Origin of the sequence: Bacillus sp. Root131 (genome assembly GCF_001429475.1) — a bacterium.
In the GTDB taxonomy this organism is placed as follows: domain Bacteria; phylum Bacillota; class Bacilli; order Bacillales; family Bacillaceae_G; genus Bacillus_A; species Bacillus_A thuringiensis_S.
The window spans coordinates 645,147-661,677 of sequence record NZ_LMJQ01000001.1; the positions used below are offsets into that span (position 1 = coordinate 645,147).

A 16,531-nucleotide genomic window follows, 5' to 3' on the forward strand; every position below is an offset into this window, starting at 1 on the left:
ATGTGATGCATCTCTTTTTAGAATTATAAATTAAAAGCATTTGCTAGTAAGCGATAAGACTTTAATTTATGTTCGAATTGATGAGTAATCGTGACAATCATAAATTCGTCAGTATTGTATGCTTTGCTTAAGTTTATTATTTTTTCTTTTACAGAAGACGGATCACCAACAATCATACGTTGACGATTTTCTTTTATACGGAATAAATCATAAGCGCTGTATGAATAATTTTGAGCAGTTTCAATAGAAGGTGTACCAGTAGTTCGTTTTCCTTGCTCTAATAATAAGATTGATAAATCTAAACTAGAAGCAATTTTTTCTGCTTCTTCATTTGTTTCTCCGCAAATAACAAAAATAGCAACGATTGACTTTGGTTTATCTCCTAAAAATGAGGGCTGATATTGTTCTTGGTAAGCCCTCATAACTTCAGGGCCTCCAAAGCCATTAATAAATTGTGCAAATGCGAAAGAAGCTCCGTTGTTTGCAGCAATTTTAGCGCTCTCTCCACTAGAACCGAGCATCCACATTTCAGGAGATGTTGGGATAACTGGAGTGGCTTTTAAGTTTGCATAGTGATGGTTTTCTGGTACTTGATCATGTATGTACATTGCAACGTCTGCAATTTGTTCTGGATATTGATCAAGTGAGACCATTTTCCCTTCTTGAAGTGCGCGAGTTGCTATTGGCATACCACCAGGGGCTCTACCAACACCGAGATCGATACGATTTGGATACAGTGCTTCTAAAATACGGAAATTCTCAGCGACTTTATATGGGCTATAATGCGGTAACATAACACCACCTGAACCGACTCTAATATGGTCCGTTTTTGCGGCAATATGAGAAATAAGTATTTCTGGACTTGAACCAGCTAAGCCTACGGAATTATGATGTTCGGATACCCAAAAACGTGTGAATCCGAGTTTTTCAACTTCTTGTGCAAGCGTAACTGTATGTGAAAAAGCTTGGGCTGCTGTGCTACCATCTGAAATAGGTGATTGGTCTAATACACTTAACTTGATCATAGAATATACCTCTCAATCTTAATGTACATCCTATTATATATTTACTTATGAAAAATGCGTAGTGAAATGCTCAAAATGAAAAGCGGATAATCTTATTTCCGCTTTTAATGAGAAAATCCGCGTTCATAATGATTCATTTCGACTAGATTTAAAATATATTCATAGTTGTCAATTTCACGTTTTAGCTGTTCACGTTCTTTTGCAGATAGTGTCATATTGCTAAGTTTTTTACATAAGTTTTGTTTCTTTAATTCTAAATGTTTTTTTGTAGCATGGTAGTCATAAGTATGTTTCATTTTTAACCACTCCTTCTTTGCAGTTGCTATATTATACGAAGCATAAAGAAATATGAAATCTGTCTCTTATGTATTTTTAGTGAATATTCAAATTGCAATGGTGTTATGTTTATGGAGATCTATGAATAAAATGCACTAAACCACTAACGTCCATTTGATGAAATAAGGGGTGGAATTGTGCAGAAAGATATAATGTATAACACTGAAATGGATGAAGCGTTAAAAGTTATAGATAAAGGATTGAAGAAGACGATAAGTCCAAAACAAATTATTGTAGTGGGAGCTGGTATGGCTGGATTAGTTTCAGCATCTTTATTAAAGGCTGCAGGACATGATGTGAAAATTTTTGAAGCAAACAACCGGGTAGGTGGCCGTATAGAGACAGTTAGAATGGAAGATACCGGATTATATTTAGATGTGGGAGCAATGAGAATTCCGTATACACATAGGTTAACGATGGCATATATAAGAAAATTTGGGCTACAGGTGAGTCCTTTTATTAATAGGAATGAGACGGATATTATTTATGTAAATGGACGGAAAACGACGTTGAAACAATATGAAAAGGATCCGAGTATTTTAAGGTATCCTGTGGAAATGAACGAAGTGGGAAAAACGTCTGAAGAACTATTGTTATTAGCAGTACAGCCGATAATAAATTTTATTAAAAGAAATCCAGAGAAAAATTGGGATGTTGTAGTGAAGGATTTTGGGAGATATTCCACAGGACAATTTTTAAAGTATCATCCTTATCAGTATAATACTTACTTTTCGCCAGTAACAATTGAGATGATCGGTGTTCTATTAGATTTAGAAGGTTTTTTAGAGCGGTCGTTTGTAGAGACTTTACGATTTCTATACATTATGCAAGAGGAGAGCGGATTTTGTGAAATTATGGGCGGGAATGATAGATTACCAAAGTCATTTTTACCGCAATTAGAAGAAAATATTATATATAATCAAAAATTAATGAAGTTACATCAACACGATAATGGTGTGACAGCTTTCTATCGGAACGAGGAAACTTTTGAATATAGTAGTATTACAGGAGATTTAGTTATTGTTACTATCCCGTTTTCGACAATGCGTTTTGTAGAAGTAGATCCGTTTGATTCTATATCTCATGAAAAATGGAAAGCAATTCGTGAATTGCATTACATGCCTGCGACGAAAATAGGAATTCAATTTAAAAGCAGATTTTGGGAAGAACAAGGGCAATTAGGTGGCAGAATTATAACAGATTTGCCAATTCGTTATGCCTATTATCCAAGTCATGGAATTGGAGAAAAAGGACCTGCTATGATGTTAGGTAGCTATACATGGTCTTACGATGCATTGTTATGGGATGGTTTATCAAAAGGCGATCGTATTTATTACGCCTTACACAACTTAGCAACAATATTAGGTGGTCAAGTGTATGATGAGTTCATATCTGGAATATCAAAAAGCTGGACATTGGATCCGTATGCGCTTGGAGGATTTGCGCTTTTTCAAGCAGGTCAAGAATCTGAGCTACAACCAGCGATTGTCAAACCAGAGGGGAGAATATTCTTCGCTGGAGATCATACAACGCTATATCACGGATGGATTCAAGGTGCGATTGAATCTGGAATTTTTGTAGCGATGGAAGTGAATGAGTAAAATGTTTTTAATTCAGAAAATTCTTTACTATATAAATTGAGATGGATATTATTATATATAAAAGAATTATAGGGAGTGTTTACAGTGAATCCGTTATTATTCGATTTTGCTTCTGAATTTTATACTGACAGGCTTTTTATTCGAATGCCGAAACCAGGAGATGGTAAAGTTGTATATGATGCAATTCAAGCTTCAATACAAGAACTAAAACCTTGGATGGCTTTTGCACAAAAAGAGCAAACAGAGGAAGAAATAGAAGAGAGTATTAGAAAATCGCATATTCAATTTTTGCAACGTGAGGATTTAAGATTACTAGTATTTTCGAAAGAAACAGGTGAATTTATTGCTTCTGCCGGATTACATCGTATTAATTGGGATATACCTCAATTTGAAATCGGATATTGGATTGATACAAGGTTTAGCGGAAAAGGCTATATGGTAGAGGCTGCGAAAGGTATAACGGATTATGCTTTTTCTGAATTGAAAGCAAACCGTGTAGAAATTCGTTGTGATTCTCTAAATAAAAAGAGTAGAGCGATACCTGAGAAATTGGGCTTTAAATTAGAGGGGATTTTAGAAAGTGCGAGTATTGCAGTAGATGGAAATGGATTAAGGGATATGTGTGTATTTGCAATGACGAGAAATACATATAAAAAAGAAGAGCTGTAAAGAAACAGCTCTTCTTTTTGTGTATTATGGTACAGGATGTCCATTAGAGCTTTCGAAAATTGTAAACCATTGTTGACGATCTAATTTAACGTTTGTAGCAAGAGCGGCCGTTTTTACACGATCTAATTTACCAGATCCAACGATTGGCATCATGTTAGCTGGATGCGCAAGTAACCAAGCATACATAACCGTATCGATACTAGTAACACCTAGCTCAGTAGCAACTTTTTGCACAGTTTCACGTACACGTACGGCGCGTTCTGATTGACCAGTAAAGATTTCCCCACCAGCAAGAGGTGACCAAATCATTGGATTGATTCGTTTTTCTTGGCATAAATCAATTGTCCCTTTTTCAAAGTGCTCAAGCTGCAATGCAGAAACTTCAATTTGGTTCGTAATAAGCGGGAAATCTAAGTAAGAACTTAACATATTAAATTGTGAAGGTAAGAAGTTAGATACACCGAAGTGACGAACTTTTCCTTCTTGTTTTAATTGTGAAAATGCCTTTGCCACTTCATTTGGATCCATAAAAGGGTCGGGACGATGAATAAGTAATACGTCAATATAATTTGTATGTAAATTTTTTAGTGATGCTTCTGCACTTTGAATAATGTGCTCTGCACTAGTATTGTAGTGAGCAACATATCGCTCTGGAAATTTTGGTGATGGGGGAGCGATTCCACACTTTGTAATAATTTGCATGTTTTCTCGTAAGGAAGGCTTTAATTGTAAAGCTTCGCCAAATAACCCTTCACACGTATATCCGCCGTAAATGTCAGCGTGATCAAAAGTAGTAATTCCCATATCCATACAATCTTCAATGAAAGAAAGTAATTCTTGTTTCGTCATATTCCATTCTGCTAAACGCCAAAATCCTTGAATAATACGAGAGAATTCGAGCGTTTCATTCATTTGAACTCGTTCCATTATAAGTACCCCCTTGATGAATGATTATTATTTTGAAAAGGCTTTCTTACTACGTATTATTATATAGTTTGGGGGGCGTACATACAATAAATATGTTTTGCTAAAAAAATGATTTTCTCTATATGCTATAATGTAGAAACATATAGCTATAAGGAGATGTAAGGAATGATTCCAGTAACAATATTAACTGGTTTTCTTGGATCAGGGAAAACGACTTTATTAAATCGTATTTTATCAGAAAATCACGGTAAGAAATTAGCGGTGATTGTAAATGAAATAGGGCAAATTGGCATTGATAATCAGTTGATTATGAATGTAGAAGAAGAAATTATGGAAATGACAAATGGCTGTTTATGCTGTACTGTACGTGAAGATTTACTTGTTGCTTTAAAACAGTTACTGGACGTAAAAGCAGAAGGGAAAATGGATTTTGATGGTTTAGTAATTGAAACGACTGGACTTGCAAATCCAGGGCCGATTATTCAAACATTCTTTTTAGATCCAGTCATTCAATCTGCATACCAAATTAACGGTGTTGTAACGGTGGTAGATAGTTATCATATACATAAACATTTTGAAAAAGGATTAGAGGCAAAAGAGCAAATTGCGTTTGCGGATGTCGTTTTAGTAAATAAATTAGATTTAATTGAAGAGAGTGAGAAAGAAAATCTCTTGCATGAAATTCAAGGAATTAACCCGACTGCAAAGTTAATTGAGGCGACTAACTGTGAGGTAGATATACCATCTTTATTACAAATCCAAACGTTTAAAACGAAAGATACGTTGCAAATTTACCCTCATAAAGAACATAATCACTTAGAAGGTGTGAAATCATTTGTATTACGTGAAGAACGTCCGCTGGATTTACAAAAGCTTAATGAGTGGATGTCAGCTGTCGTTCAAGAGCTAGGGGAATATTTATATCGTTACAAAGGAATTTTATCGATAGATGGAGTAGATAAACGTATCGTTTTCCAAGGTGTACATACTTTATTTGCCGCTTCGTACGATAGAGAGTGGCAAGAGGGTGAAGAGCGAGTAAGTGAAGTAGTTTTCATCGGAAGAGATATTAATAAAGAGTGGTTCCAAGAACATTTTCAGGAGTGTGTGAAATAAGTCTGCGTAAATTGCAGGCTTATTTTTTATGAACATTCTATTAGATTGCAAAACAGAATTAAATAAGGGAAAGAAATTAAAAATTGATAAATGTATAATAAAAAGCCTGTTTTCACAGGCTTGTATTTTCGTCTATTAGTAACTCCATTACAACACCTACAACTGGACCTTCATCATCAATATCACCATTTAAGCGGAAACCAAATGATTCATACAGTCCCATTGCAAGTTTGTTGTCTGGATGTAAACTTAAGTAAATTATTTTGCATTCAAATTTTTCTTGTAAGAATTGAATGAGTAAGCGAAGGAAACGTTTTGCGTATCCTTTTCCTTGATATTGTTGGTCAATCATAAAGCGATCGAGCCATACACTTTTATGTTTTACTGAATACCATCCATACATTGCATAACCTACAAGTGTTTCTCCATCATATAAACCTACTGACGTTCCGTTTCCTTCATATAATGATTCTGCTAAAGAAAACGCGTTACTTTCAATAAATTGTTGCTGATCTTTTGTGACGTTTAAAGCAACTACTGAACGCCAATTTTTTGCTGTTACTTCACAAATGTGAAGATTCATAATTCCAACTCACCTTCTAAATTAATATAGCTTTAAAGCTAATATGGATAATTTTACTTGTTATTTTGGTCAAGTCAAGGATAAATACATAAAAAGGCAGCTGAATACCAGATTCAGCTGCCTAGAAAATATAATGGATTAGTTTGTTGCTTCTTTCAATGTGTTTACGTTTTCTTCCATTAAAGTGAAGTAATCTTTATTATTTTTCGCATCATCTTCAGAAATAGTAGCTAAGTGATTTAAGCGTAAAACTTTTGTACCAGTTTCTTTTTGAATTACGGATGCTACTTTTGGAGTAGAGAACGTTTCGAATAAAATATATTTTAGACTATGTTCTTTTACTGTTTTTGTAATGTCAGCAAGCTGCTTTTGAGATGGTTCATCAGAAGCTGAAATTCCAGCGATAGGAATTTGTTTTAGGCCGTATCGTTGTTCCCAGTAACCATAGGCAGCATGAGAAACTAAAATTTCTTTCGTTTTTGCGTTCGCTACAGCTGCCTTAAATTGATCGTCTAAATCAGTAAATTTAGTTTGAAGTGCGGCGAAGTTTTTTTCGAATTCTTGTTTATGTTCAGGTTGTAATTCTACAAGTGCATTTTTAATTTTTTCCGCCTGTTTCATTGCTAGAGTAGGATCTAACCAAACATGCGGGTCTTTATCGTGATGATGTTCATCTTCTTTATGGCCATCTCCATGATCATGATGCTCTTCTTCAGTAGAAGCACGAAGCTCAATACCTTTAGATGCATTTACAATTTTAACATTTTCTTTTTGTAATGTTTTTTCCATTTTTTCAGCAAATGGTTCTAATTCAGCGCCGTTATAAACGAATAAATTAGCTTTTGCAACTTGTACTGTTTGTTTTTGACTTGGTTCAAATGTATGTGAATCTGCACCAGGTGGGTAAATTGCTTCAACATTTACATAGTCGCCACCGATTTTCTTTGCGAAATCAGCAAGTGGGAAAATCGTTGTATAAACTGTTAGCTTTCCATCTTTCTTGGCATTACTTTCTTTTTTATTTGAGCAGCCAGCGAAAATTAAGGTAAAAATAAGTAAGAATGAAAATATAGTCAATCTTTTAGGCATGAAGTTTTCCTCTTTTCTTTTTTACGGATATATTTTCCCCAATTATAGAAGAAAAATATCATTTTAATACAAAACGGAATAATTACGTTTTAGTTTGCGAACTTAGTATAATACATCTTTAATAAAGTTGCAATAAATAATAATCATTCCGATTTGTTTTTGTTATAAAGTTGTCAAATATAAGTGTATTATTTTTGCAAATGCATGCATATGTGACAACGCTGTTTTCATATATTGAAAAGGAGGTTAAAGAGGGGGGTGAGCGTTTGGGTTACTTAATGGAAGCTATTTTATTAATATTAGCGGTAGTATTGCCATTATCTTTTGTATTAATTTTTTTAAGAAGATTAATAAGTAATTTAGGGGACGCTACAACAATAACGAAATTACAAGAGAGAGATGAGAAAAAAGAGTAAGTAAAACACTATGCGTACGCATAGTGTTTTACTTGTGGTAAAATAAGATCAGGAAACTCCTAAAGGTTGTATTTTACTGAAGGAGAGAAAAGTAAAATAAGAGGTATATGCATATATGAATAAGCGAACAGCGTTAATACTTGGTGCAAGTGGTTTAGTTGGACAAGAGATAACGCGTCTATTACTTGAATCAGATTACTATGATTCGGTTACTATTTTTGTAAGAGATCCAATGCAATGGCAACATGAAAAGTTACAGCAGAAACAAGTTGATTTTTCGGTATTAGAGGAATATAAAGAGTTCTTTGCTGTGGATGATGTTTTTAGTTGCTTAGGAACAACAATAAAAAAAGCAAAAACAAAAGCAAATTTTAAAAAAGTAGATTATGAATATACGTTACGAGCTGCTTGTTTAGCTGAAAAACAAGGGGTACAAAATTTCCTTGTTGTGTCTTCTATGGGAGCGAATCCTAAATCATTTTTCTTTTATTCACAAGTGAAAGGAAAAATGGAAGAAGAATTGCAAAAGTTAGTGATCGGTGGTATTCACATTTTTAGACCATCATTATTAGTAGGAAATCGACAAGAATTTCGTTTCGGTGAACGAATGGCTGAAAAGTTATCTCGTATTATTCCTTTTATCTTTAAAGGGGCTTTCAAAAAGTATAAACCAATTTCAGCTAAAGATGTGGCGAAAGGGATGTATATAACCGCGCTGCGAGAAGAATCGGGTATCCATACTTATAATTCAAATGAAATTACAACGATAGAATAAATAAAGCCGAGAAGAATGACTTCTCGGTTTTATTTATTCGTATGAATTTTTCCTGGTGCTCGCTTATATTGGTGAGGTTCTTGCAATTCAAAGCCAAGTTCATTGGCTGCTATTCTCGGGAAGTACGGGTTGCGAAGTAACTCACGTCCGATGAAAATTAAATCTGCTTCGTTATCATTTAAAATTTGCTCTGCTTGAGATCCAGTCGTAATCAATCCAACTGCACCAGTTGCAATCTTAGTATACTCTTTAATATGTTTGGCGTATTGTACTTGGTAACCAGGATACACATCAATATGTGCTGGTACAACTGCACCAGAACTACAATCGATTAAATCTATTCCCTGTTCTTTCATCCACTTTGTATACTGAACATAATCTTGAACTGTTAGTCCGTCAGGGTGATAATCATTTGCTGAAATACGAACGAATATTGGTCCGTCCCAAACTTTATTTACAGAGTCGATGATTTCGCGTAAGAAGCGATAGCGGTTTTCAGGTGAGCCGCCGTATTCATCCGTTCGTTTATTAGTAAGTGGTGATAGGAATTCATTGATAAGGTAACCGTGAGCGCCATGTAGTTCGATAACATCAAATCCGGCTTGTTTTGAACGTAACGCGGCCCTCTGAAAAGCTAATATAGTCTCTTTGATTTGCTGTATATTCATTTCTACTGGTATTTTCATCGTATCACTAAAAGGAATTGCAGAAGGAGCGAAAGCATTCGTACCTAATTCAGCTTTTCTTCCGGCGTGAGCGAGTTGAATGGCAGCTTTTGCACCGTTATCATGTATAAAAGTAGTCGTTTTATGTAAGCCTTCAATTAGGTTGTCATCCCAAATGCCTAAGTCTTTGTTAGAAATTCGTCCTTCAGCTAAAACGGCAGTTGCTTCAACCATAACTAAACCTACTTGGCCAGCAGCGCGAGTTCCATAATGAATGAGATGGAAATTCGTAACGCGGCCATCTTCATTCCCCGATGAATACATACACATAGGCGACATAACGATACGATTTTTTAGTGTAACGTTCTTAATTGTATAAGGTGAAAAAAGCTTGGAATTCATCAAATAGCCTCCTTGATTGAATTTTCTTATATTTTACCATTCTCTTTTTTGTTTCTCTAATAAAACGCTTATACGAAAAATTTTGTTTATTCGTGTTACAATGACTAATATGAACTGAATTGGAGGATGACATATGTACCAGGCTTATTATGAAAGCGAAGTAGGTTTGCTAGAAATTACAGCAAATCAAGAAGGCATTACGTCTGTTATATTTGTTGATGAACGACAAGAAGAGAATAAAAATGAAATGATAGAACAATGTATAAATGAGTTAGATGAATATTTTAAAGGGAAAAGAAAAGAGTTTACGGTCCCGCTGTCTGCGGAGGGAACCGCATTTCAAAAAAATGTATGGGATGCTCTTTATACTATTCCGTACGGCGTAAGTGCTTCATATTTAGATATTGCAGAGAAGGTTGGAAATACAAAAGCTGTACGGGCAATAGGAGGGGCAAATAGTCGGAATCCAATTTCAATAATCGTTCCATGTCACCGTGTAATAGGAAAGAGTGGAAAGCTTGTTGGATATGCAGGTGGTTTATGGAGGAAAGAGTGGTTATTAAAACACGAAGGTATTTTGAAATGACGTATGTATGGGAAGAGGGATTGTTTTGAAATGTATAAATTGTGGGCAACCTTGCGAGGAGGAACAGTTAAATTGTGCAAGTTGTCAGCGAAACTTGGATAATGAACAAGATGAAGGCAGCTCGTTAATAGATAAAGAACTAGAAGTATATGTAGGGAGACAATATCCGTATTACAAAAGGAAATGGGAGCTTGAGAATAAGCGGATTGCTAGGTGGAGCTGGAATGGTTGGGCTGCTATTTTCAATATAGGCTGGCTAGGATATCGTAAGTATTATGTACCAGCTGCTTTATTTATGTTGTTATTAGTAGCGTGTGATGCATTTTCGTATTATATGGGATTTAATGTAGCGTTGCCAATCATTAATATGGTACCTCTTACGTTTTTATTACTCATTTTTATTCTGTTTGGAATGGGGATTTTTGCAAATGGATTATACTATCAATTTGCGGAAAGACGTATATACCGAATAAAAGCAAGAGAAATAAAAGATAAATCAGTTGAAAACTATCTAATCAATGATAGCGGCGGAACGAGCAAAATGGGAGCGACAATTGTTACTATTTTAGCAGTTGCTAGCATATTTTTTAGTCATTTCTTTTTTCCGACTGATCGAGACGTTATTCAAAAGGTTCGTACAAGCTCGCTTTATGAATATCCTTTCTTTTCAATAGGTGAATCTTTCGAAAATTATTTTCAAAATTCAGGTTGGATATATTATCGTGGAACGGAAGGGTTAGAATTAGTAGAATTCCAAGGATATAACGCCGGAACGCCAAGACAAAAGGTGAAGATTCAATTTGTTGTCGATTATAAATTAGGTGAAGTGGAACCATACTCACTTATGGTTAATGGTGAATCTAAAACTGAAGAAGAGTTTTTGAAGCTGATGGAAGAAATATTTAAAGTTCAAAATCCATTTGATATAGAGGATGGATTACAAGTAAATGCTATTCAAGGAAGCGACTGGAAAGAAATTTCCGATCGCTTTTTTCTATGTATGTTAAAATAAATATTTAAAATAATCAGAATTTTTTGTATAATAAAATATATTATATAGGATTTAACTTATACATATAGATTGGGGGAAGGAAGAATGAAGAGAAAGACAACAACAATTGCTGCACTTGCGTTAACGACGAGTGTATTGGTTGCAGGATGTGGGAATGGTGAGAAGGCTTCGACAACGAAGAAAGAATCGAATAAGGGAATGGCCGATAAACAAGTTTTAAATTTGCTAGAAACAGCTGAAATTCCTTCAATGGATACATCTAAATCAACGGATTCTGTATCTTTCCGTGTATTTGTAAATGCAATGGAAGGTTTATATCGTCTAGATAAAGATAATAAACCAACACCAGGTATGGCAAAAGATGTGAAGATTAGTGAAGATAAAAAGACATATACATTTGAATTACGTGATGCGAAATGGTCAAATGGTGATCCAGTTCGAGCACAAGATTTTGTATATGCATGGCAACGTACATTAGATAAAGCAATAGCGGCAGAATATGCATTCATTTTATTTGATGTGAAAAATGCACAGAAAGTAAATAAAGGTGAATTACCAGCAGATCAATTGGGTGTTAAAGCGAAGGATGATAAAACGTTGGTAGTAGAATTAGAGCAACCAGCACCTTATTTTCTTGAGCTTACGTCGTTCCCTACATTTTTCCCATTAAATGAAAAATATGTGAAAGAGCAAGGAGATAAATATGGATTAGAAGCAGATAAATTATTATATAATGGACCATTTACAATGAGTCAATGGAAACATGAACAAAATTATCAGTTAAAGAAAAATCCTAATTATTGGGATAAAGATACTGTAAAGTTAGACGAAATTAATGTAAGTATTGTGAAGGAAACAAGCACGGGAGTAAATTTATATGATAGTGATCAAGCAGATCGAGTTATTTTAACTTCTGAATTTGTTGATAAATATAAAAAGAATAAACCAGATGAATTTAAAACGAAGTTAGATCCACGCATATATTTCTTGCGTTTTAACCAAAAAAATGCAACATTTAAAAACCAAAAAGTACGTGAAGCAATTGATTTGGCATATGATAAAAAAGGAATTGCTGATGTCATTTTAAATGACGGTTCATTGCCAGCATATTTCTTAGTACCTGAAAAATTCACGACAGGTCCGGATGGAAAAGACTTCCGCTCTGTAAATAAAAACTTCCGTGATAGTAAAGATAATGCAGAGAAAGCAAAAAAATTATGGGAAGAAGCGAAGAAAGAGCTTGGTCAAGATACAATTACGGTTGAATTACTAAACGATGATAACGGTAGCCGTAAAAAAGTAGGCGACTTTATTAAAGAAGAACTAGAGAAAAACTTGCCTGGTATTAAAGTGAATTTGAAACAGCAACCATACAAGCAGAAGCTAGATTTAGAAAAGAAATTCCAATATGAATTCTCATTATCTGCATGGAGCCCTGATTATCCGGATCCAATGACTTATATTGATATGTTTGTTACTGGAAGCTCATTTAATGAAATGGATTATTCTAATCCGAAGTATGATGATTTAGTAGCGAAATCAAAAGGAGAGCTATTAAAAGATGATAAAGCACGCTGGAATGCACTTGCGGAAGCTGAAAAAATCTTAATTGGTCAAGACGCAGCAATTTCTCCTACGTACCAACAAAGTACAGCTTATTTAGAGAAGCCGTTTGTAAAAGGCATTGCTAACCATACGTTTGGCGGGGACTTCAGTTATAAATGGGCATATGTTACAAAAAAATAGTACAATAAAAGGTGAGTGAATTTTCGCTCATCTTTTATTTGTATAAGGAGGAATTATAGTTGTTAAGGGGAATCAATCATATTTGTTTTTCGGTATCTAATTTAGAAAACTCTATTATGTTTTATGAAAAAGTATTAGAAGGAGAATTATTAGTTAAAGGGAGGAAATTGGCGTATTTTAACATATGTGGAGTATGGATAGCGCTTAATGAAGAGACACATATTCCGAGAAATGAGATTCATCAATCTTATACGCACATTGCATTTTCTGTTGAACAAGAAGACTTTGAATATCTAATACAGCGATTAGAAGAAAATGATGTTCATATTTTAAAAGGAAGAGAACGTGATGTCAGAGATTGCGAATCTATATACTTTGTTGATCCTGACGGTCATAAATTTGAGTTTCACTCAGGGACACTGCAAGATCGTTTAAATTATTATAGAGATGAGAAACCTCATATGACATTTTATTAGGGAGGGATAGCATTTGCATGCACTTGTAATTGGTGGAACAGGAATGCTAAAGAGAGTTTCTATGTGGCTTTGTGAGCAAGGGTTTCATGTTTCTATTATCGGGCGAGATGAAGTGAAATTAGAAAATGTTAAGCGGATGAGTTCTACACTAGAAAATATTACATGCCTTTCGTTAGATTATCATAATGATGAAGATGTAAAGCTAGCTATTAAAAGTACAGTTGAGAAAAATGGCCCGATCACATTAGCTGTTGCATGGGTACACTCAAGTGCAAAGCATGCACTATCAAATATTTGTAAAGAACTAGATTTATCGTCTAAAACATATAGTTTATTTCATATTTTAGGTAGTAAAGCATCACGTATGACTGCACAAAAAATAGGGAGTACGCGATGTAGTTATCATAGAATTATTTTAGGTTTTATTTTAGAAGATACATATGGAAGATGGCTTACTCATGAAGAGATAGCTGATGGAGTTATAAAAGGGATTGAAAGTAAACGAGCGGAGTGGATTGTAGGGAGAGTTGAACCGTGGGAATTACGACCAACATGGTGAGGGGGAGTAAGAAATGAAAACAACTATATATGTAACAAGGCATGGTGAAACAGAGTGGAATGTAGTGAAGCGAATGCAAGGACGGAAAAATTCTGCTTTAACTGAAAATGGTATAGTTCAGGCGAAACAATTAGGGAATCGAATGAAAGATTTACCAATCCATGCGATCTATAGTAGTCCGAGCGAAAGAACACTTCATACGGCAGAGTTAATAAAGGGGGAACGTGATATACCCATTATAGCGGATGAGCATTTCTATGAAATCAACATGGGTATATGGGAAGGACAAACAATCGCGGATATAGAAAAGCAATTTCCAGAAGAAGTACATCTGTTTTGGAATGAGCCACATCTTTTTCAGTCAACATCAGGCGAAAATTTTGAGGCCGTTTATGAAAGAGTAATTGAAGGGATGCAGCTTCTTTTAGAGAAGCATAAGGGACAAAGCATATTGATTGTTTCTCATGCGGCAGCAGCAAAATTACTTGTAGGGCATTTCGCGGGAATTGAAATAGAAAATGTGTGGGATGATCCATTTATGCATAGTGCTAGTTTGAGCATAATAGAATTTGAAGAGGGTATTGGTAAAGTGAAACAATTTGCAGATATAAGTCACTTTCAATAAATGTAAAAAAGGCCGCAAAACGGCCTTTTTTTGGTGGTATAAAAACTAGCAGTTACGTTTTTTATACCAGAAGTGATCAAATTTCTTATTTTTGCAAGATGGGAATTTATGTCCGCCTTTGCAATCATTCCATTTGTGCCCATCATCGTGACAGTCTTTACCATGATCACATGAATCATCGCAAGAGCCGCCGTGTCCGTGAGGGAAGAATTCGCATTTTTTACAGTAACATCGTTTAGTCCAGTAAAATTTCTTTTCAAAACGTACACATTTTGTAACGAAAGTACAATGTTTTCTACGCGTACGTTTTGTAACTAAAACGCATTCTTTTCTACGTGTTACTTTCGTAACGAACGTCCATTTTTGAACGCGTACACGAGTACATTTCGTAACAAATGTCCACTTTTTAACGTGAGTACATTTTGTAACAAATGTACAATGTTTCACACGAGTACATCTTGTTCTTGGGCATTTACAATCGTCGCTACACTCAATTTTTGAAGAGCAATCGTCATCACATTCGAATGTGCTTGGATCTTGGTGTAAGAAATCCTCCATCCCAGCACTTTTGATTTCTTCAACAGCTTTTCTAATATCACGTTTCATAGAAATCCTCCTTATCATGTATTAAGTTGAAAAGGTATTCTTTTTCCTTAACATGATATGAGAGATGACGTCTTTCTGAACAGGACAAGAGTGTAATTTTCTATAAATAGATGATAGCGGATGTATGGACAAGACAAGGCGCATACATTGAATGAAGAGAACTGAGAAGGGATGAGAAAATATGTTACCTTCATATGATTTTTTTGTTCATCCAATGTACTTAGTGGAATTGAAAAAAGACATTTGGTCAGATAGTCCAGTGCCAGCAAAATTAACTTATGGAAAAAAGAAATATGACATTGATATCGTATACCGAGGAGCTCATATTCGTGAGTTTGAGAAAAAATCTTATCATGTTATGTTTTATAAACCAAAAAAATTTCAAGGTGCGAAAGAGTTTCATTTGAATTCTGAGTTTATGGATCCGTCTCTCATACGAAATAAACTATCGCTAGACTTTTTTCATAACATTGGTGTACTTTCGCCAAAATCACAACATGTATTTATAAAAATTAATGGTCAAATTCAAGGTGTGTATTTACAGTTAGAATCGGTTGATGAAAACTTTTTGAAAAATAGAGGATTACCGAGTGGTTCTATTTATTATGCGATAGATGATGATGCGAATTTTTCATTAATGAGTGAACGAGATAAAGATGTTAAGACGGAGCTCTTTGCGGGTTATGAATTTAAATATTCGAATGAAAATAGTGAAGAACAACTGAGTGAATTTGTATTTCAAGCGAATACTTTGACGAGGGAAGCCTATGAAAAAGAGATTGGGAAGTTTCTACATGTAGATAAATATTTACGATGGTTAGCAGGAGTTATTTTTACGCAAAACTTTGATGGTTTTGTCCATAACTATGCACTATATCATAACGATGAAACAAATTTATTTGAAGTTATACCGTGGGATTATGATGCGACTTGGGGGCGAGATGTACAAGGGAGACCGCTTAATCATGAATATATCCGCATTCAAGGGTATAACACGCTAAGTGCAAGATTGTTAGACATACCTGTGTTTAGAAAGCAGTATCGAAGTATTTTAGAAGAAATATTAGAAGACCAATTTACAGTTTCGTTTATGAGGCCGAAAGTAGAAGGATTGTGTGAATTGATTCGTCCATATTTACTACAAGATCCATATATGAAAGAAAAATTAGAAACATTTGATCAAGAGGCTGATATGATTTATGAATATATAAATAAAAGAAGAAAATATATACAAGACCACTTATATGAATTGGATTAATTTTGAAAGAGATTGAAACGTTATCAATCTCTTTTTTTTGTATAATAAAGATGTATCAA

At 34.6% G+C, this 16,531-nt stretch carries 19 protein-coding genes; 12 read left to right on the forward strand and 7 right to left on the reverse strand.

What is annotated here, in order from left to right; genetic code table 11:
- Window positions 1-23: 23 nt before the first annotated feature.
- Both ASE54_RS03280 and ASE54_RS03285 read right to left on the reverse strand, forming a co-directional pair.
- On the reverse strand, window positions 24-1,025 hold the full coding sequence (locus ASE54_RS03280) for an LLM class flavin-dependent oxidoreductase (RefSeq protein WP_000594034.1): 1,002 nt from the start codon (window positions 1,023-1,025) through the stop codon (window positions 24-26).
- Window positions 1,026-1,129: 104 nt separating this feature from the next.
- Window positions 1,130-1,321, reverse strand: coding sequence for a DUF3896 domain-containing protein (locus ASE54_RS03285; RefSeq protein ID WP_000683363.1), 192 nt, complete (start codon window positions 1,319-1,321; stop codon window positions 1,130-1,132).
- Window positions 1,322-1,498: 177 nt separating this feature from the next.
- Here ASE54_RS03285 and ASE54_RS03290 point away from each other — a divergent pair, with 177 nt between their 5' ends.
- Together ASE54_RS03290 and ASE54_RS03295 are read left to right on the forward strand one after the other, a co-directional pair.
- Window positions 1,499-2,962 (forward strand): flavin monoamine oxidase family protein, encoded by a 1,464-nt coding sequence (locus ASE54_RS03290; RefSeq protein WP_001168122.1) that lies wholly within the window; start codon window positions 1,499-1,501, stop codon window positions 2,960-2,962.
- Between the two features lie 84 nt (window positions 2,963-3,046).
- The gene (locus ASE54_RS03295) at window positions 3,047-3,631 is read left to right on the forward strand and encodes a GNAT family N-acetyltransferase (RefSeq protein ID WP_001068731.1); all 585 of its coding nucleotides are present in this window, start codon (window positions 3,047-3,049) and stop codon (window positions 3,629-3,631) included.
- 24 nt (window positions 3,632-3,655) lie between these two features.
- Here the strand turns inward: ASE54_RS03295 and ASE54_RS03300 are convergent, their stop codons facing one another.
- A complete protein-coding gene (locus ASE54_RS03300; RefSeq protein WP_000442823.1) occupies window positions 3,656-4,558 on the reverse strand; it encodes an aldo/keto reductase in 903 nt (300 codons plus the stop codon).
- A 165-nt stretch (window positions 4,559-4,723) separates the two neighbouring features.
- Here ASE54_RS03300 and ASE54_RS03305 point away from each other — a divergent pair, with 165 nt between their 5' ends.
- Window positions 4,724-5,674, forward strand: a complete 951-nt coding sequence (locus ASE54_RS03305; protein WP_000613427.1) for a GTP-binding protein — start codon at window positions 4,724-4,726, stop codon at window positions 5,672-5,674.
- 112 nt (window positions 5,675-5,786) lie between these two features.
- On the opposite strand, the gene ASE54_RS03310 is transcribed toward ASE54_RS03305, so the two are convergent.
- Both ASE54_RS03310 and ASE54_RS03315 read right to left on the reverse strand, forming a co-directional pair.
- The gene (locus ASE54_RS03310) at window positions 5,787-6,257 is read right to left on the reverse strand and encodes a GNAT family N-acetyltransferase (protein ID WP_001048684.1); all 471 of its coding nucleotides are present in this window, start codon (window positions 6,255-6,257) and stop codon (window positions 5,787-5,789) included.
- Window positions 6,258-6,395: 138 nt separating this feature from the next.
- The gene (locus tag ASE54_RS03315) at window positions 6,396-7,346 is read right to left on the reverse strand and encodes a metal ABC transporter substrate-binding protein (RefSeq protein WP_001126157.1); all 951 of its coding nucleotides are present in this window, start codon (window positions 7,344-7,346) and stop codon (window positions 6,396-6,398) included.
- Window positions 7,347-7,612: 266 nt separating this feature from the next.
- Here ASE54_RS03315 and ASE54_RS36185 point away from each other — a divergent pair, with 266 nt between their 5' ends.
- Window positions 7,613-7,762, forward strand: a complete 150-nt coding sequence (locus ASE54_RS36185) for a hypothetical protein (protein ID WP_000540932.1) — start codon at window positions 7,613-7,615, stop codon at window positions 7,760-7,762.
- Between the two features lie 115 nt (window positions 7,763-7,877).
- Window positions 7,878-8,537 (forward strand): oxidoreductase, encoded by a 660-nt coding sequence (locus ASE54_RS03325; protein WP_001042730.1) that lies wholly within the window; start codon window positions 7,878-7,880, stop codon window positions 8,535-8,537.
- Between the two features lie 29 nt (window positions 8,538-8,566).
- On the opposite strand, the gene namA is transcribed toward ASE54_RS03325, so the two are convergent.
- Window positions 8,567-9,604, reverse strand: a complete 1,038-nt coding sequence (gene namA / locus ASE54_RS03330) for an NADPH dehydrogenase NamA (RefSeq protein ID WP_001086172.1) — start codon at window positions 9,602-9,604, stop codon at window positions 8,567-8,569.
- 133 nt (window positions 9,605-9,737) lie between these two features.
- Between namA and ASE54_RS03335 the strand changes: the two genes are divergently transcribed.
- The 6 genes from ASE54_RS03335 (at window position 9,738) to ASE54_RS03360 (ending at window position 14,608) form a co-directional block, all read left to right on the forward strand.
- Window positions 9,738-10,190 carry a methylated-DNA--[protein]-cysteine S-methyltransferase gene (locus tag ASE54_RS03335; protein WP_000283913.1) on the forward strand — a complete coding sequence of 151 codons (453 nt, stop codon included), beginning with the start codon at window positions 9,738-9,740 and terminating at the stop codon, window positions 10,188-10,190.
- Window positions 10,191-10,215: 25 nt separating this feature from the next.
- A complete protein-coding gene (locus tag ASE54_RS03340) occupies window positions 10,216-11,202 on the forward strand; it encodes a DUF2628 domain-containing protein (protein ID WP_014895226.1) in 987 nt (328 codons plus the stop codon).
- Window positions 11,203-11,286: 84 nt separating this feature from the next.
- A complete protein-coding gene (locus tag ASE54_RS03345) occupies window positions 11,287-12,948 on the forward strand; it encodes a peptide ABC transporter substrate-binding protein (RefSeq protein ID WP_000824270.1) in 1,662 nt (553 codons plus the stop codon).
- A gap of 59 nt (window positions 12,949-13,007) precedes the next feature.
- The gene (gene fosB, locus ASE54_RS03350; protein ID WP_000943764.1) at window positions 13,008-13,424 is read left to right on the forward strand and encodes a FosBx1 family fosfomycin resistance bacillithiol transferase; all 417 of its coding nucleotides are present in this window, start codon (window positions 13,008-13,010) and stop codon (window positions 13,422-13,424) included.
- Window positions 13,425-13,437: 13 nt separating this feature from the next.
- Complete coding sequence (locus tag ASE54_RS03355; RefSeq protein ID WP_000543153.1) at window positions 13,438-13,983, forward strand: short-chain dehydrogenase; 546 nt, start codon at window positions 13,438-13,440, stop codon at window positions 13,981-13,983.
- 13 nt (window positions 13,984-13,996) lie between these two features.
- Window positions 13,997-14,608 carry a phosphoserine phosphatase 1 gene (locus ASE54_RS03360; protein ID WP_000858837.1) on the forward strand — a complete coding sequence of 204 codons (612 nt, stop codon included), beginning with the start codon at window positions 13,997-13,999 and terminating at the stop codon, window positions 14,606-14,608.
- 45 nt (window positions 14,609-14,653) lie between these two features.
- Here ASE54_RS03360 and exsB read toward each other — a convergent pair whose 3' ends face one another.
- Window positions 14,654-15,214, reverse strand: coding sequence for an exosporium protein ExsB (gene exsB / locus ASE54_RS03365; RefSeq protein WP_000817480.1), 561 nt, complete (start codon window positions 15,212-15,214; stop codon window positions 14,654-14,656).
- 181 nt (window positions 15,215-15,395) lie between these two features.
- Between exsB and cotH the strand changes: the two genes are divergently transcribed.
- Window positions 15,396-16,472 (forward strand): spore coat protein CotH, encoded by a 1,077-nt coding sequence (cotH, locus tag ASE54_RS03370; RefSeq protein ID WP_000938005.1) that lies wholly within the window; start codon window positions 15,396-15,398, stop codon window positions 16,470-16,472.
- Window positions 16,473-16,531 lie beyond the last annotated feature (59 nt).

Coding starts and splice junctions, on each gene's coding strand:
- exsB (WP_000817480.1), bottom strand. CDS start 15,214: ATGAAACGTGATATTAGAAAAGCTGTTGAAGAAATCAAAAGTGCTGGG.
- ASE54_RS03360 (WP_000858837.1), top strand. CDS start 13,997: ATGAAAACAACTATATATGTAACAAGGCATGGTGAAACAGAGTGGAAT.
- ASE54_RS03305 (WP_000613427.1), top strand. CDS start 4,724: ATGATTCCAGTAACAATATTAACTGGTTTTCTTGGATCAGGGAAAACG.
- cotH (WP_000938005.1), top strand. CDS start 15,396: ATGTTACCTTCATATGATTTTTTTGTTCATCCAATGTACTTAGTGGAA.
- ASE54_RS03285 (WP_000683363.1), bottom strand. CDS start 1,321: ATGAAACATACTTATGACTACCATGCTACAAAAAAACATTTAGAATTA.
- ASE54_RS03325 (WP_001042730.1), top strand. CDS start 7,878: ATGAATAAGCGAACAGCGTTAATACTTGGTGCAAGTGGTTTAGTTGGA.
- ASE54_RS03345 (WP_000824270.1), top strand. CDS start 11,287: ATGAAGAGAAAGACAACAACAATTGCTGCACTTGCGTTAACGACGAGT.
- ASE54_RS03315 (WP_001126157.1), bottom strand. CDS start 7,346: ATGCCTAAAAGATTGACTATATTTTCATTCTTACTTATTTTTACCTTA.
- ASE54_RS03280 (WP_000594034.1), bottom strand. CDS start 1,025: ATGATCAAGTTAAGTGTATTAGACCAATCACCTATTTCAGATGGTAGC.
- namA (WP_001086172.1), bottom strand. CDS start 9,604: ATGAATTCCAAGCTTTTTTCACCTTATACAATTAAGAACGTTACACTA.
- ASE54_RS03310 (WP_001048684.1), bottom strand. CDS start 6,257: ATGAATCTTCACATTTGTGAAGTAACAGCAAAAAATTGGCGTTCAGTA.
- ASE54_RS03300 (WP_000442823.1), bottom strand. CDS start 4,558: ATGGAACGAGTTCAAATGAATGAAACGCTCGAATTCTCTCGTATTATT.
- ASE54_RS03335 (WP_000283913.1), top strand. CDS start 9,738: ATGTACCAGGCTTATTATGAAAGCGAAGTAGGTTTGCTAGAAATTACA.